Origin of the sequence: Entomomonas moraniae, from assembly GCF_003991975.1 — a bacterium.
GTDB lineage: Bacteria > Pseudomonadota > Gammaproteobacteria > Pseudomonadales > Pseudomonadaceae > Entomomonas > Entomomonas moraniae.
In genome coordinates this window covers 2,813,362-2,829,762 of the sequence record NZ_CP029822.1, presented here as the reverse complement: position 1 = coordinate 2,829,762, position 16,401 = coordinate 2,813,362, and the positions used below count along the sequence as shown (strand labels likewise).

The 16,401-nt window shown below is 37.3% G+C and carries 14 protein-coding genes and 1 pseudogene; 6 read left to right on the top strand and 9 right to left on the bottom strand.

What is annotated here, in order from left to right; translation table 11 throughout:
* Window positions 1–39: 39 nt before the first annotated feature.
* Together DM558_RS13130 and DM558_RS13125 are read right to left on the bottom strand one after the other, a co-directional pair.
* Entirely contained in the window at window positions 40–1,023 is a 984-nt protein-coding gene (locus DM558_RS13130) for an AEC family transporter (protein WP_127164405.1), read from the bottom strand.
* 67 nt (window positions 1,024–1,090) lie between these two features.
* Entirely contained in the window at window positions 1,091–2,461 is a 1,371-nt protein-coding gene (locus DM558_RS13125) for a 2-hydroxycarboxylate transporter family protein (protein ID WP_127164404.1), read from the bottom strand.
* Window positions 2,462–2,678: 217 nt separating this feature from the next.
* On the opposite strand from DM558_RS13125, the gene DM558_RS13120 reads away from it, so the two are divergent.
* Window positions 2,679–4,295, top strand: a complete 1,617-nt coding sequence (locus tag DM558_RS13120) for an ATP-binding protein (protein WP_228411757.1) — start codon at window positions 2,679–2,681, stop codon at window positions 4,293–4,295.
* A 42-nt stretch (window positions 4,296–4,337) separates the two neighbouring features.
* Window positions 4,338–5,021: a response regulator gene (locus tag DM558_RS13115; RefSeq protein ID WP_127164403.1), complete on the top strand. Its 684-nt coding sequence runs from the start codon at window positions 4,338–4,340 to the stop codon at window positions 5,019–5,021.
* Between the two features lie 44 nt (window positions 5,022–5,065).
* On the opposite strand, the pseudogene DM558_RS13110 reads toward DM558_RS13115, so the two are convergent.
* Window positions 5,066–5,608 (bottom strand): annotated as a pseudogene (locus DM558_RS13110) (GNAT family N-acetyltransferase).
* Window positions 5,609–5,884: 276 nt separating this feature from the next.
* Between DM558_RS13110 and DM558_RS13105 the strand changes: the two are divergent.
* Both DM558_RS13105 and DM558_RS13100 read left to right on the top strand, forming a co-directional pair.
* On the top strand, window positions 5,885–6,664 hold the full coding sequence (locus DM558_RS13105) for a hypothetical protein (RefSeq protein ID WP_127164402.1): 780 nt from the start codon (window positions 5,885–5,887) through the stop codon (window positions 6,662–6,664).
* 15 nt (window positions 6,665–6,679) lie between these two features.
* On the top strand, window positions 6,680–8,542 hold the full coding sequence (locus tag DM558_RS13100) for an autotransporter outer membrane beta-barrel domain-containing protein (protein WP_127164401.1): 1,863 nt from the start codon (window positions 6,680–6,682) through the stop codon (window positions 8,540–8,542).
* Window positions 8,543–8,776: 234 nt separating this feature from the next.
* On the opposite strand, the gene DM558_RS13095 is transcribed toward DM558_RS13100, so the two are convergent.
* The 6 genes from DM558_RS13095 to DM558_RS13070 all read right to left on the bottom strand — a co-directional run bounded on the left by DM558_RS13095 (window position 8,777) and on the right by DM558_RS13070 (window position 14,524).
* Window positions 8,777–9,589 (bottom strand): cobalamin-binding protein, encoded by an 813-nt coding sequence (locus tag DM558_RS13095; protein WP_127164400.1) that lies wholly within the window; start codon window positions 9,587–9,589, stop codon window positions 8,777–8,779.
* 2 nt (window positions 9,590–9,591) lie between these two features.
* Entirely contained in the window at window positions 9,592–10,215 is a 624-nt protein-coding gene (ribA, locus tag DM558_RS13090; RefSeq protein ID WP_127164399.1) for a GTP cyclohydrolase II, read from the bottom strand.
* Between the two features lie 69 nt (window positions 10,216–10,284).
* Window positions 10,285–10,761, bottom strand: a complete 477-nt coding sequence (locus tag DM558_RS13085) for a peroxiredoxin (RefSeq protein WP_127164398.1) — start codon at window positions 10,759–10,761, stop codon at window positions 10,285–10,287.
* 94 nt (window positions 10,762–10,855) lie between these two features.
* Window positions 10,856–11,536 (bottom strand): Fe2+-dependent dioxygenase, encoded by a 681-nt coding sequence (locus DM558_RS13080; protein ID WP_109704110.1) that lies wholly within the window; start codon window positions 11,534–11,536, stop codon window positions 10,856–10,858.
* The gene (locus DM558_RS13075; protein ID WP_127164397.1) at window positions 11,517–12,308 is read right to left on the bottom strand and encodes a tetratricopeptide repeat protein; all 792 of its coding nucleotides are present in this window, start codon (window positions 12,306–12,308) and stop codon (window positions 11,517–11,519) included. The genes DM558_RS13080 and DM558_RS13075 overlap by 20 nt, the downstream gene beginning before the upstream one ends.
* The gene (locus tag DM558_RS13070) at window positions 12,308–14,524 is read right to left on the bottom strand and encodes a TonB-dependent receptor (RefSeq protein WP_127164396.1); all 2,217 of its coding nucleotides are present in this window, start codon (window positions 14,522–14,524) and stop codon (window positions 12,308–12,310) included. The genes DM558_RS13075 and DM558_RS13070 overlap by 1 nt, the downstream gene beginning before the upstream one ends.
* A 327-nt stretch (window positions 14,525–14,851) precedes the next feature.
* Between DM558_RS13070 and DM558_RS13065 the strand changes: the two genes are divergently transcribed.
* Together DM558_RS13065 and DM558_RS13060 are read left to right on the top strand one after the other, a co-directional pair.
* The gene (locus DM558_RS13065; protein WP_127164395.1) at window positions 14,852–15,850 is read left to right on the top strand and encodes a sulfate ABC transporter substrate-binding protein; all 999 of its coding nucleotides are present in this window, start codon (window positions 14,852–14,854) and stop codon (window positions 15,848–15,850) included.
* Between the two features lie 62 nt (window positions 15,851–15,912).
* Window positions 15,913–16,200: a hypothetical protein gene (locus DM558_RS13060; protein WP_109704114.1), complete on the top strand. Its 288-nt coding sequence runs from the start codon at window positions 15,913–15,915 to the stop codon at window positions 16,198–16,200.
* Window positions 16,201–16,401 lie beyond the last annotated feature (201 nt).

The window sequence follows — 16,401 nt, the reverse complement described above, 5'->3', positions numbered from 1 at the left end:
TACATATCTAAAAATACATGATTTTGAATAACTAAAAACCTACTTTATCCCTGGGATAACCAGGTTCATTATTAGTGATAGCGATGGTAAAATAATGACAGATAAAGCGGTAGAAGCTAAGAAAATACTGGAAGCTTGTTCTTGCTCAACATTCCAGTCATAAGCTAAAATGACTGCAGTTGAAGCCGTAGGCATGGCCAATAGAAAAACTAACTCTTGCGCTTGCATGCCTGTAATACCAAAAAGATATACTGCACTTAAGGCGATCACAGGTGTTAAAAAACATTTTAGAATAACATTAACAACCAATGGTTTACTTAACGTTACTTTTACACCATACACACCTACTCCGACAGCAATAAGGGAAATAAAGTTACAAGCACCTGACATTATGTCAAACGTATTAAAAACAAAATGAGGCAACCATGTAGTACCATTAGTAACACTAATGACTAAACCCAAGGCAACAGCTAGAAACATAGGCTTCATAATTGAGTTTTTAACAGCATCGATAATCATTGCACTGGTTACTTCTCCCCCAGAGACCTTAGCACTACAAAGCTCAAATAGAAAAATAGTGAGAGGAATCAGCGTAAGCGCCACCACAAAATTAGCTACCGCAATAGAAATAGTGGAAGAGGCGCCTAGCATCAGTGTTAAAAATGGTACGCCCATTCCACCCATATTTGGAAAACAACACAACATTGAGTTTATTGTGCATGATTTTAGCTCTTTATGGAGAATATATTTGTTTACTACAAAACAAATTATCCAAATAAAGGCCATGGTACAAAAGAAAGCAATAATCCAAATTCCATCGAATATTTCAGATGGCTTTGCATGGGATGTTTGAACAAAAAGTAATGCTGGAAAAACAAAGTTCGAAACAAGGCCAGATAGTAATTTTTTAGCATCCTTCGTAAATATTTTCTGTTGAACACATAGCCAACCAAGAAAAATCAATAAGAATACAGGGAGACAAGAGCTAATCACTTGCCAAATTGCAGACCATACTTGATTCATCTTTTTTACCTCCTGACCTACTATAAGTTTTTACCTTGTTCATCCTTTCATAGAGATCTAACCGTTATCAATACAAAGGAAATGGTCCTATCAGCTGGCCAAGTACAAGAAGAGATAATGATACATTAATCGCACCACCAATACGTGTAGCAATTTGAGCAAAGGGCATTAATTCCATACGCTCTGCCGCAGTTAATATTGCAACGTCTCCTGTTCCACCTTGCCCACTTTGACAACAAGAAATAACAGCCGTATCAATTGGGTACATTTTCATTTTCTTAGCAACAAAAAAACCAGTAGCGACTAAAGAAACAACTGTGCTAACAATGACGATTAAATTGGTTATAGTAAAAGCTGAAACCAATTCATCCCAAGGGGTAATAGCCACACCAACGGCGAATAAAATAGGATAGGTAACTGATGTCTGAAAAAACTTGTATACTACTTGTGAACCACTAAGCACTTTAGGTGAAACAATAGAAGTTAATTTTAAAATAACTGCCGCAAACAACATACCTACAGGTGCTGGAAGCCCCACAATTTTTTGCCCCAACATACCGACCATATACATCATCACCGCTAATAACACACCTGAGGCAAAAGTAGTAACATCCGTTGATAATGAAGCATTATTATGAAGCTTTATATCTTCCTCTTCATTATCACTCGGTAATAAACGGCCATTGCCTGTTAAATGTGGATAGCTTTTACCTATTCTATTGAGAATCCCCGCGCAACAAATTCCCGTTAAACCACCTAACATCACAATAGGTAAAACTTTCCCTAAAAACACCCCCTGTTCAGCATTAAAAATTGCAGCGTATCCCATTGATAAAGGAATGGCTCCCTCACCTACCCCGCCCGCCATAATAGGTAATACTAAGAAGAAAAAGGTATGAAGAACTGGAAGACCTAATACAACACCTACGGTAACACCAACCACCATACCGACAATTTCGCCGCACAGCATAGGAACAAAAACACGTAAAAACCCTTGGACTAGGGTCTTACGATCCATACTCATAATACTACCAACGATAATGCAACAAATATAAAGGTAAAGTATATGAGTACTTTTATAAAAAGAAGTTGTTGCTTCAACAACAGGGGCAGGTAGTAATTTATAATAGACAAGTGCAGAGGGAATAAAAGTTGCACATATTGCAGCTGCACCCATTTTTCCAACAATAGGCAACCGCTTGCCTATTTCTCCACAAGCAAAACCAAAAAAAGCACAGGTAGCAACCATCACTACAATATCAGCGGGAAGAGTACCTGTTAATGCAATAATCGCGAAGATTAAAACGCCACAGGCAATAAATAAGGGGAGAGGAATAACACCTATTTTATATTTATCTGTAAATCTCCAGAACTTTTCTTGCCATGTTTCATTTGTTACAGAGTCACTACTACTAGCACTTCTATCTTGGTCACTCATAATCCTACCTCTGTGTTTGTTTTATAATTTTGTATTTCTTATAGAAGAGTCTAGCAAAAAAAAATCGTGGTTTTTATGGAGTAAATGGTGTTATATTTTTTTACTATCAAATATTGATGACTTACATCATTAGACTATTTTTTATTATATTAACCTTTCGAAAAGGTTTTAATTTATACTGATCAAAATAGATTACTACCGCGAAGCTAATCCATTAATGATGCTGAAATCCCTAAAAAAAAGATTAAACTCTTTTGCAACCAAACTTTTTATCTCATTAATTATTTTTTTTATTATTATAGCTCTTCTGCTCGTCTCATATTTTAGCAAACGATTTGAAGAGCTCCTTTACCAACAAATCGGCAAATATGCTTTAGTACAAGCCAAAGAAATAGCCATTATCCCCAATCTAATTTCTGCTGTCGAACAACGTGATACAAAAGGTATAAATCAATTTGTCTCACGACTATATGCAAATTCAGATGCAAGCTTTATCGTTATTGGAGACTCTAAAGGGAACCATCTATTTCATACAGGTAATATTCAATTATACTCACCCATGATGGGAGGGGATAATGATGCCGTACTTAGAGGTGAAAGCATCATTTCTATAAGAAAAGGTACACTCGGTGTTTCTTTACGAGGGAAGACCCCCATCATTAACAAAAATGGGGAAGTGGTTGGTATTGTCTCGGTAGGGTATTTACAACACGATATCCATTTAATATACAGTGAAGAATTTACACCTATTATCATTATATTTATCTGTTTAACTATCTCTGTTTTTGCTTTTTCATGGTTTTTCTCAAGACGCATAAAATCTCAAATGCTAGGTCTTGAACCTAAAGAGATTTGTCGGTTAGCCATACAACAAGAAGCTATTCTAGAATCCATTTTTGAAGGAGTTATTGCTATCGATATCAACTATAGAATAACTGCCATCAACTACGCAGCAAGATCTATCTTGGGTATTAAGCAGTCCGCCTCAATGTTAACAGGGGTTGATTTGAGCTCCATCATTCAAACAACTAATTTTTTAGATACTGACAGTAAAACAACTGATTGTAAAGATGAAATCTGTCAATTCAATAATATAGCCGTCATTGCAAGTCGGACTCGAATCATCATCAATAACCAATTGCAAGGTTGGGTGATTTCTTTTAGGGATAAAAACGATATTAATAGTTTAAACTTGCAACTAAGCCAGGTAAAAAACTTTGCAGATAATTTAAGAGTCATGCGCCATGAGTCTTTAAATTGGATGGCGATGTTAGCAGGTTTACTGCACATGAAAGAATACGACAAAGCAATCAGTATTTTAGAAGCAAAGTCTCTAGGTAGCCAGAGAATACTAGATTTTATTTCTAGTCGTTTTCAAAATCACGCTGTTTGTGGTTTATTATTAGGCAAATACTCAAGAGCTAATGAGCTAGGGCTACAGTTAGAACTAGACCCTGCGTGCCAATTAAAAGAAATTCCTGCCACACTTACAGAAGTGATGCTGATTTCTATTATGGGAAATCTATTAGATAATGCCTTCGATGCCATTATGAACTTAAAAGAGCCCCAACTCATTAGTGAACATAATAGAATCGAATTATATATTTCTGACGAGACCAATGAGCTAGTCATTGAAGTAGCAGACCAAGGTGTAGGCATAGATCCAACAATTCGCGATCATTTATTTGAACGAGGCATTACTTCAAAAGCTTCTGACGATCATGGAATAGGGTTATACTTAGTTTCCTCTTATGTTCAGCAAGCAGGGGGATTAATTACCATCAGCGATGGAGATGAAGGAGGTGCTATTTTTTCCATTTTCATTCCAAAGTAATCAGTAATTGATTTGACAAAAGCAACTTAAGGAAACCATAAAATGACTCTACCAATAGATATTCTTATTGTTGAAGATGAACCTATCCTTGCGGGAGTCCATGCTGAAATCATAGGGCAAATACCAGCATTTAAAGCTGTTGCTATTGCATCATCTTTACAAGAAGCCAAACAACTCATTCCAAAACTAAAACCACAGCTAATTTTATTGGATAACTATTTGCCCGATGGTAAAGGAATAGATCTATTTCAAAATATCATTACTCTTAACTTAGGTTGTCACGTCATCTTTATCACCGCCGCTAGCGATATGCAAACTTGTAGCGATGCAATACGACTTGGGGCTTTTGATTACATCATTAAACCCATATCGTATGAGCGATTAAAATACTCTTTAAGTAAATTTGAAAGTTTTATTAAGACACAAAAGAATACAACATACCTCAGTCAGCAAAAAATAGATGAGCTATTTAATTTACAAAGAAAAGACTTTAGAGATAAAAACAAAACGAAAGGTATTGAAGAAATTACTTTACAGAGCGTCCAAAATCTTTTTATTACTAACCCTAAAAAACTTTACTCCGCAGAAACGGTTGCAATTGAACTAGGAATGAGTAAAACCACTGTACGACGCTATTTAGAATACTGTATAAAAATTAAATTCTTAACAATACAAGTATCTTATGGAAATGTAGGTAGGCCAGAGCGATTTTATATTAAAGAATAAGCTTAACAGTGATTCTGTCGTACTATTTAGCTATATCTTTATCTTTAGAACCTGCTACGCCACTCTTCGCGTGACAAATAAGAAACATGATCAGTGTAGTAATCACCTAAATACTGGTTAAACTTATTTTCTTCTGTATGGTGATATTTAAAGCCACACTTAGCCTGTACTTTAAATGATCTCTCATTTCCGACAAAATAACCACACCACAAGGCTTGCATTTGCAAATCTTCGTAAGCGTGCCTCATCAGAACTTTTACCGCTTCAGGTATTAAACCTTGCTCCCAAAAGGGTACACCAATCCAATAAGCAATCTCAGCCTCACTGTCAGCAATTACAAAATTACTATCTTTACCAATTAATAAACCAACCATACCTATTGCACGATTATTTTCTTTTTTAGTAACTGCATATACTTCTTTATGTGCAAAGACAGTCTGAATGCATTCTAAACTTTGTGCTTCACTTTCATGTACGGGCCATCCTGCAATGGGACCAACACGCTCATCTTTTGCATATTCATAAAGGCTCGGCGCATCACTTTCCTACCAAGGTCTTAATATTAATCGCTCCGATGTTAATATCATCTTTTAGCATCCGCATAGAGCTTGGTAAATCTATTAAAACATATCATAAATTCAACACGTTATTATTCAGTTGTATTAATGAATGCCAGCATGCCAGTACATTATGGATTTAATAAAATATTTTCCAAAATATAATACCAAAGGATGATTGACAGGTATAAATAAGTTAAGATAGCGCAGTTCAATAAAACGGGTTGATCAAAACCTCACCGTTTGAAAATTAGTTTAATACGAGCAAATCGTACAATAAGTATTAAAGAAGTATAGGATTTAATTATGAAGTTGGTTAATTTTAAAAAAATTGTAGTAGCTATTAATGTTTTATTCTGTCCTTATTATACACATGCAACCAATTACACGACACCAATATCTGGACCAATTACTTTTGAAAATGGAGATACAGTTAATATTTCAAATGGTAACTCAGGTATTAGCGACTTAACTACCGGTGGGAAGGGGATACAAGTTAATAATAATGGGGCCATCAGTATTAATACGACAGGTTCAATAACTTCAGCTGTTCAATTAAGTAATGGTGCTGCTAATAATTTAGGTTCAGGTAGTACTATTGTAACCAATGGCAATGGTTATGCATCAGGTATCGAGATAAAAGGAAGTGGCACTTCTTTAACAGCTACAGATCTCAATATAACAGCTATATCTAAATCTGCTAACTCTGCCTATGGACTTGATATAGAAAATGGTGCTAGGGTTCATTTAAAAGGGAGCTCAAGTATCACAGCGACAGGGACAGGTGTGATGATTTATGCCTCTCCTAACGATAAAGCTTCTTTTACTGCTGATCAAGTATCAATAAACGCAACTGGTACTAACTCAACAGGAATACATACCGAGCAAAATACCGAAGTAAACTTGGGTGATGGTAGCTTAATAAAAGTAACAGGAAGTAATGCAACAGGTATTGAGAATTTTCAAGGGACTTTGACAGCAAATAATTTAACTATTATACAAGATAGCTCAACAGGGACAAAAGGGCACGCAATAGATGTTCGGGGAAATATGAGCATCAACGGTGGAACTATTACAGCTATTTGAGGTTACGGTGTAAGTGTGTTCCAGGGCGGCCTATTTAATTATAAAAATGGCTCCATTACCAGTACTGCGAATGGAACCTTTGCATTACAAGTACAAAGTACTACCTCAAAAGCTAATTTAGATAATGTAGAGCTCAACTCTAATGGTAATGGCTATACCCTTTGGGTGATAGGCGGTGAAGTTAATGCTAACAATTTATCTATCAATGCGAGTAATACGGCTTATGGTCTAGTTGCCCAAAACCAAGGCAAAGTAGTATTCAAAGGTAATACCACTATCAATAGTGGTAACTCAGAGATAGCAATGGTTGTTGATGGGAATAATAGTCAAGTGACTACAGACACAGACGGCAGCAAAATGACTATTGATGGTGGGCTATTTGCCCAAAACCAAGGCTTAATAGATTTTAATCTATTACAAGGTTCCTATTTAAAAAGCGTTGTTAGTACCAGTGATAACTCTACAACTAAACTTTCAATGACGGGTACTACTTGGGATATGACTGATAGTTCAATTGTTACAAATTTAACAGCCAATGATAGTTCCATTAACTTCCTATCAACCCCCAATAACTACCAAACATTAGAGGTAGCTAACTTAGCAGGTAATAACGCCAACTTTGGAATGCATGTTAATTTAGGTGGCATCACTACTGCTACCAGAATCAATAATCAAGGTGAAAGAATTGGTTCGGCTGGGGTTGATGGTGATCTGTTAACAGTAACGGATACATTATCGAATACTGGGAACTACAAATTAGCCATTACAAATAATGGTTCAGCAGCAACTCAAGGCAATGAAGTATTACAAGTAGTGGAAACGCCAGAAAACAATAGTGGCAACTTTTCATTAGTAAAACCTGTTGAGGCAGGAGCTTATGAGTATAGTTTACGTCAGTCTATTAATAACAGTAATAATAGTACTGGATGGGAGCTATATTCTACTGGTCGCAAAACTACTACAGCAGAGGCTGCCACCAGTTTTCTTAATGTTGCCTATTTAACTTCTTACATTGAAAACCAAACTCTACTACAACGTTTAGGCGACTTACGCAATAGCAAAGTAGCAGGTGTTAAGAGCGATGGACTATGGATAAAAGGCTTTGGCGGTAAATTATCGGCTTTCTCCGGTAACTCCATGAAAGGCTTTGACATGACATATACTGGTACACAATTAGGCATTGATAAGAATATTGATATGCAAAGTGGGCGGTTGCTAATTGGTATTATGGCTGGTTTTACCCGCACTAACCCTAACTATAGAGATGGCAATGGTACAGGGAAGAATTATACTACGGGACTTTATGCCACTTACTTAAACGATAACGGTATCTATGTAGACAATGTACTAAAATACAACAGCATGCATAACCAATTTAACGTAAGAGATACGGCAGGAAACAATGTTAAAGGAACAGGAAAAACCCAAGGGATAATGCTCTCGACAGAAATAGGAAAACGTTTTTGGCTTGAAAGTAAGCAACAAGGGTTTTATCTTGAACCACAGGCTCAGCTATCTTATGGCTATCAAAACGGTGATACAGTCCATGCCAGCAATGGGTTAAAAGTGGGGCTGAGTCATTACAATAGCGCTTTAGGAAGAGTCAGTGGTATTGCTGGTTACCAAATACAAGGTGAAAACCCCATTAATATTTATGTAAAAACAGGTGTTGTAAGAGAAATGAGTGGTGGTGCTTCTTATCGCTTTAATAATGGTGATAAAAAAGGCCATACTTTCCGCTCTAGCTGGTTCGATAATGGCATTGGTGCCAATGTAACCATCAACAAAAAACACAACATTTATACAGAAGTAGACTACTCTACCGGTGGCAAGTTTGACAGTGCGATGTTTAACTTAGGTTATCGTTATAGTTTCTAATTAAGATGAAACCGCTAAGGATAGCTAAGAAAGTAGTTCTAGACTTAGAATATCTAGAACTACTCTAACAAATCATTCTGATCATATTTGTTAAGACATTATTCTTAACTAGTTTTAAATCTCTGCTCCCAATATAGAACGTTATATCTCGAGAGAATCTAATATAACTCAATAAAAACCGCTATCCGCACCCGATGGTTATATTCAATAAATAAAGTGCTTACTAGACAGGCCCTACTCGTTAATTTGAATACAGAGTTTCTTGATCGCCTCAACCATCTCTGTACTTGGACGCGCTATGCGGTCATCCTGAAATAAAATGAGTTTATTATTTGCCACCGCAGAAAGGTTTGTCCATGATCGCCAACTATTCAGTAACGATTGTTTAGAAGAAATAATCACCTGTGGATTACGCGCTAGCACACTTTCAATATCCACTTGGGGAGCCGATAGATCAATATCATCAAAAATATTTCTAGCACCACAAATATTTAATGCATCATTGATGATTTGTTTTTTACCTATGGTATACATAGGCTTATCCCATATCTGGTAAAATACAGTTAATGGTTTTTCTCGATGATATTGTTTTTTAAGTTGCACTAACTCTTCTTGTAATCGCTTTGCAAGTTGCTCACCTTCTTTCTCTTTACCAATTTGTTTTCCTAAATAAATAATATCATTACCCAAATCACTCAATGTCTGAGGATCTCGGCTGATTACTTTAATACCAAGGGAAGAAAGCTGTTGTTGTTGTGCTAAGTTGATCGCCGATGGCCAAATTAAAACAATATCAGGTTTTAAGCTGACTATTTTTTCTAAAGAATAACTTCCAAAATTACCAATTGAATCAAGCGATTTAAGGACTGGTAAACGCTGCTTATCGAGTATTGATGCTCCTACCAACTGATCAGTCGCTCCTAAATCAACCACCATATCGGTAAAAGAGGGGGTTAAGCTAATAATTTTTGGCTTGGTTAATTCATCACCATACGCAACAACCGTCACAAACAATAAAAGGAAACTAACCCACCGCTTTATAGGCATAATCAGTGATTATCTGTTGGTGATTCTTGTTGGTGTTGCAACCCGAGTAAATGCCCCATTTTGTTTGCCTTAGTTGCTAAATAACGCTCATTGTAGCGATTATTACCAAACTCGATAGGCTTACGGCTAGTTACTGTAATACCTAACTCGGTTAATGCAGCTATTTTTTTAGGATTATTCGTCATCAACTCAACCATCTTTATTCCTAAATGTTCTAGCATTGGACGGCACATGGTGTATTTTCGCATATCAGCAGGAAAGCCTAGCTGTTCATTAGCTTCTACTGTATCAGCACCTTTATCTTGCAGAGCATACGCTCTGATTTTATTTAATAACCCTATTCCTCTGCCTTCTTGGCGTAAATAAAGCAGTACACCTCGCCCTTCTTTGGCAATTGCTTTTAAAGCTGCTTCTAACTGAAAACCACAATCACAACGTAAACTAAACAGTGCATCCCCTGTTAAACATTCTGAATGTACTCTTCCAAGAACAGGCGCTGGAGTCTTTACGTCACCTAAAGTTAAAGCCACATGCTCTATCCCCGTTTCCTCATCTAAAAAGCCATGCATAGTAAATACAGCAAAAGGGGTAGGTAGTAATGAAGATGCAACAAAAACGACAGCCACCGAGGACTCCTGAGTCTAAAAAGTTAATTAATTATTATATACTTTTTTTAAAAAATAAGTTATTCCAACCTATTCTTTTAATGATTTTACCGCTCTCAGGACTTCTTCTGCATGGCCTGCCACTTTAACTTTACGCCATTCCTGTCGTAACGTACCGTGCTTATCAATTAAGAAAGTACTGCGCTCAATCCCCATGTACTCTTTACCATAAAGTTTTTTCAACTTAATCACATCGAATTGTTGGCATAGTACTTCCTCCGAATCACTGATTAGCTCAAAGGGAAAATTTTGTTTCGCCTTAAAATTCTCATGAGACTTTAAACTGTCTTTGGAAACTCCAAATATAACGGTATCAAGTGCGAGAAACTCATCATAAAGATCACGAAAATCTTGACCTTCTGTTGTGCAACCAGGAGTACTGTCTTTAGGATAGAAGTAAATCACAACATTTTTCCCTGCTAATTCAGAGAGTGTCACCGTATTAGGCGTACCTGTAACGGTCGCCGTAAAATCTTTTACTTTCTTATTGAGATGAGGTGCTGTCATTTTCTTACCTTCATTATTTTATTAAACTCAGCCTATAATAAAACAAAGCGTAATAAATGTTTAGGCTTATTGTATTTAGTTATTTTACAAATGATTATATCTCAGCCCATTGTCTTAATAAATTATGGTAGTTACCAGACAATTTAATGATGGATGGATGATTAGGCACATCTTGCACTAATTGTTGTATTGCACAATCCATATCAAATAATAAACGCCGCTTCTCATCGGAGCGAACCATGCTTTGTGTCCACAGAAAAGAAGCATAACGAGCTCCGGAAGTTACTGGTGTCACTTGATGCAAACTGGTTGAGGGATATAAAACTAAATCACCTGCAGGCAAACGTACACGTTGCTCTCCATAAGTATCCTGAATAACTAACTCGCCGCCTTCATACTCTTCAGGCTCACTAAAAAATAACGTTGATGAAACATCGGTTCTAACTCGTTGTGAGCTGGTTTTAGGTTTGCGTATGGCATTATCTACATGAAAGCCGTAAGTTCCTCCACCCTGATAACGATTAAACATGGGCGGAAATACTTTATGAGGTAGCGCGGCGGAAATGAATAACGGATGATTCCCTAGCCGTTTAATAATCTCATCCCCTAGCTCAATAGCAAAAGGATCTTCTTCTGAAAGCTGCTCATTGTCTTTACAGTTTATGGCGATGTGCCCCGCAGTTAATTGTCCATCTTGCCAGTTAGCTTGTTCTAACCGCTGACGGATATAACGAACCTCTTCTTTAGAAAATACATTAGGAATTTGCAATAGCATGTTTTTTACCTATAGATTGTTCGATAATTGCTTGATAAGCTTTTTTATCATCATCACCCCACTGTGCACACTGCTCAAACATTTCAATAGAAAGTGCTCTTAATGGTTGATGCGGAGACTCACAGAGTGCTCTGGCCATTTTTTGCAAAAACCCATGCGTTGCTGTTTGCATCGACTGTTTTAGCCATATCACTGCTTCATCAACGTTACCTTGTGCTGTTAATACAGAGGCATAACTACATTGTCCTCTAAAGTCTCCCGCACTGGCTGACCGTCGATACCAATCAGTTGCTTTATCAAGATCAGAGGTAAACAACCACCCTTCTTCATAAAACCTACCCACTAAATTCATTGATTTTGCATGACCTTTTTGGGCTGCTTGATAATATAAGTCAAAGGCTCTTTGCAAGTCCTTTACAACACCTTTTCCTTTAGCCAATAAATTCGCAAAATTATAAAGCCCCCAGCTGAATTCTTTTTCTGCAGCTAATTGATAATAGTAGGCCGCCCTCTCATAACTTATAGGGCACCCCCAACCATTTTCATAACAGCGCCCAAGCATGTTAGTGCCTTGTAAACAACCGTTCTTTTCCGAAATACTAAACCACTTAAAGGCAAGCACTGAGTCCTGTGTAATGCCATAACCATCTAATAACAGTTGCCCCAACTTTGCTTGGGCTATAGCATCACCTTGTTTAGCCGCTACCAGTATTAAACTGGCAGCTTGGTGGGGCGTTGTTACCGAAAAATTAATGAGTCTATTAATCGTCATTAGAAACTGTATTCAGCTGTTAACTGTGCTCCTTGTCCTGGGCCTGGCAATCCAAAACCACGTCCGTTATATTGACGCCAGTAGTGCTTATTAAATATATTATTAATATTTAATCTTAAGTTAAGGTTTTTATTCGCCTGCCAAGCAATGGCTGCATCATGAACACTGTAGCTAGGCACAACCGTTTTTGAACTATGACTCATCGAAGTTCCGCGTCCACCAGGAATACTTCTTTCGCCAACATAACGAACACCATAGCTCACCGTTATATCATAAGGTAGCTCATAGCTACTCCATAGACTAGCTGAGTTTCTAGGGGTATTGGGTAATGTAATCCCATCATCCCAACCTTCTCGTCCTTCGACCTTACTGTCCATATAGGCATAACCCGCAAAGACTGACCAACGGTCTGTGATGTTACCTGATACACCTAACTCAACCCCATCCGTTTTTTGCTTATAACTGTAAGTTTGTATTGGCGTTACAGTATCATCCATGTCTGTTGCATCAACTTTTGTTCTAAAAATAGCAGCAGTTAAAGAAAGCCGCTCATTGAATAGATCCCATTTAGTACCTAACTCATAACTTTTACCTTTAGTCGGGGATAAATCATCACCCAAACTACCCGAAGTCGCAATACGTATTGATTGTGGCTGTTGCGCTGTACTGAAACTAGCATAAATACTGCCATACTCTACAGGCTTGAAGACTAATGCTGTACGGTAACTAAATAGTTTGTCGTTATTGTGCTCATTATCACCTTTCGCCCATGGAGTATAAGCGCCTGTAGGTTTGCCACCCGAGTTAATAGCAGAGCGACTTTTAGTATCTGTAATACGGGCTTTATAATGATCTTGACGAGCCGATAAATCTAATTGCCAGTATTTACCAAACTCTAAGGTATCCATGACATAAAAAGCCTTAGTGGTAGAGTCGGCACTGATTTTACTGGTATAAGCAATTTCTTTGTTACCTACAAACTGTGAAGCAGGATGGCTAGGATCGGCAGGTACAGAGTTAGAAACCATCGCACTGTGCCAGCGTAACCCTCCTGACTTATAATCAAGATATTGTCGGGTTAACTCCATTCCTGTCACTAACGTGTGTTTCACGCCTAAGGTATCAAACTTCCAAATAATATTAGTTTGATTGCTAAATGTTTGGTTATCTGTATGCCTTGCAACACCTTGCAAACGTCTAAGGGATGCGTTAGCACCACTAGGGGTTGTTACAATATAAGAGCGTTGTAATTGAGACCAAGTTGCCTGATTATTAAAGCTAATATTATCATTAAAGTCATGTTCAAACTTCCATGAAATACGATCAATGCGTTGGTCTTCTCTATCAAGATTACGGTAGCCAAAATAACCATCCCATTTAACACCATCTACTTTGTGAGGCCTGTTATTAGAGACTTTTGTGGGTATACCATAATCATAATTACCATTATCTGTTAAATGCTCATAGGCTAACGTATTACGAGTATTAGTATTTAAACCGAAAGAAATCGATGGTGCAATCCCCCAGCGATTACGCTTAAACCAATCACGCCCATCTATCCCTGAATCTTGCCAAGCCATATTAAGGCGCGCGGCTGTTCCTGAATCATGTTCTAAAACTTTATTGCCATCAAACGTTAGGCGTTTATAATCAGCCGTTCCCACACCAGCGCCAACTTTAGCAAAATCTTCAAGCTTAGGTGTTTTAGTCACAAGGTTAATAGCTCCACCAATGACACCCGCACCCCAAGCAGCAGAACTAGAACCCTTAATCACTTCAACTTGTTCAATATTATACATGTCGGTTCGTGTATAAAATGCTGAGTCACGAACGCCGTCAATGTACACATTAGAGCCACCGTAATCGCCACTATTAAAACCGCGGATATTTATGCTATCCCCCACCCCACCATTGCCCTCACCAGAGTTAAAAGTAACACCAGGGACATTCGATAATACGTCTTGAAGGGTTTGAGCATTTTGCTGCTCGATAACTGCCCTAGGCACAACGGTAATACTTTGAGGTGTATCAACTAACTCTTGAGTGTACTTAGGCGAAGACAATTTTTTAGTTTGATAAGGTGTCTCTTTATGCCCCTCAATTGTTAGTGTATCTAATTCTAATACTTTCTCTCCACTAGTGTCAGCATAACCCATCATGGGTAAGCTTGCTGACGCCACGGCAAAACTAAGTGATGTTTTCGTATATTTTTTCATAATATGGAAAGACTCTACTGTTAGTAATATCTACATGGTATAGCTATAGAAAATAAGCCAAATTTTGGATGGCAAATTAGTAATAACTAGTTATCAATTATTAAATATAATGATTCTCATTTATATTTGCAATATTTTTATACAATTAATTTAGGTAGCTTAAAAATAATTTCCTTATCACTAAATAATAAATATGCATATTGATATTCCAATAAAATATTCAATAATGATTAGTAAACACTAGAGTATTTGTTACTATATCATTCTACTTTGAAACATTAATTAACTTTTAAACACTTTAAATCTTACTTCATAGCAGGCGAACACATGAATCGGATTCTACTCAATGCGGCTTTATCACTAACTGTCGCTTTTACTGGCCCAGTATGGGCTGATAAGCTACTCCTTAATGTCTCTTACGATGTCATGCGCGATTTTTATAGAGACTACAATCCTGCTTTTGAAAAAAACTGGAATGAACAGCATAAAGATGACAAAGTCAGAGTCCAAATGTCACACGGCGGCTCAAGCAAACAAGCCCGCTCTGTGATTGATGGGTTAAAAGCTGATGTTGTCACCATGAACATGGCAACTGATATCGATGCAATTGCAACCCGAGGTAACTTAATACCTGAAAACTGGCAAACGTTACTCCCTAATGACAGCGCGCCGTTCACCTCTGCAACGGTATTTATTGTACGTAAAGGTAACCCTAAAAATATTAAGGACTGGTCAGACCTTGTCAAAGAAGGAACTGAAGTGATCATCCCCAACCCTAAGACATCAGGAAATGGGCGTTATAGTTATTTATCTGCATGGGGTTATGCCCTTAAACAAGGTGGCGATGAGGAAAAAGCCAAGGCATTCGTAAAAAGTCTCTTCAAAAATGTCTCAATCCTCGATACAGGTGGCCGTGCAGCCACATCAACCTTTATGCAAAATCATCAAGGTGATGTACTCGTAACCTTTGAAAATGAAGCCGAAATGATTGCTAAAGAGTTTGGTAAAGGTAGTTTTGAAGTGGTTTACCCTAGTGTTTCTGCTGAAGCTGAACTTCCTGTAGCGGTTGTTGAAAAGGTAGTTGAAACCAAGAAAACTAAACCCGAAGCCGAGGCTTATTTAAAATACTTATGGTCCGATGAGGGACAACGCATAGCGGCTAAAAATTACTTACGCCCAAGAAACCCAGCGATATTAGCTGAGTATGCTGACCGCTTCCCTAAAGTAGAGTTTTTATCAATTAAAGAAAACTTTGGTGATTGGAAAGATATTCAACAAAAACACTTTGCTGACGGTGCTATTTTTGACCAAATTTACACACCTTAATTTCAATACACTCTCTCACCATTTAGGCTAGATATTATCTAGCCTAATTAGAATGGAAAAACATGAATAAATTATTTGCTGCTTCGTTAGCTATTATTGGTGGTGTACTAGGCTTTATCATCGGGCTGACGATTGGCTTTGCAATGAATAGTTATTCACTCATTGTTCTTTATGGACTAGCCACAGTTTTCGCCTTATTCGGTGGTTTTAGCTTATCTAAATTTAGTTCAGCCATTGACAATCAAGACCAAAATACCAGAAAAGTACTCATCATTCTTTGCACAATAATAGCTGCTATTTTATTAGCCCTGTTAATACTCACCGTGACCATGCTCAATACCTATTACTGATCTGCTTATTGAAATATTCACAGACTATGCAATAAACAGCTATACCCATCCTTATTGAAACTGTGGCATAATCAAGTAATATTTAACGACTCATAAAATACAAAATTATAATTAAATCTCAGAGGCGTTAGACGGTTGTTTTAAATAACACGTATAAATACTGTGACAATCTCTAATAAATTACTGAGCCCATAACATGAC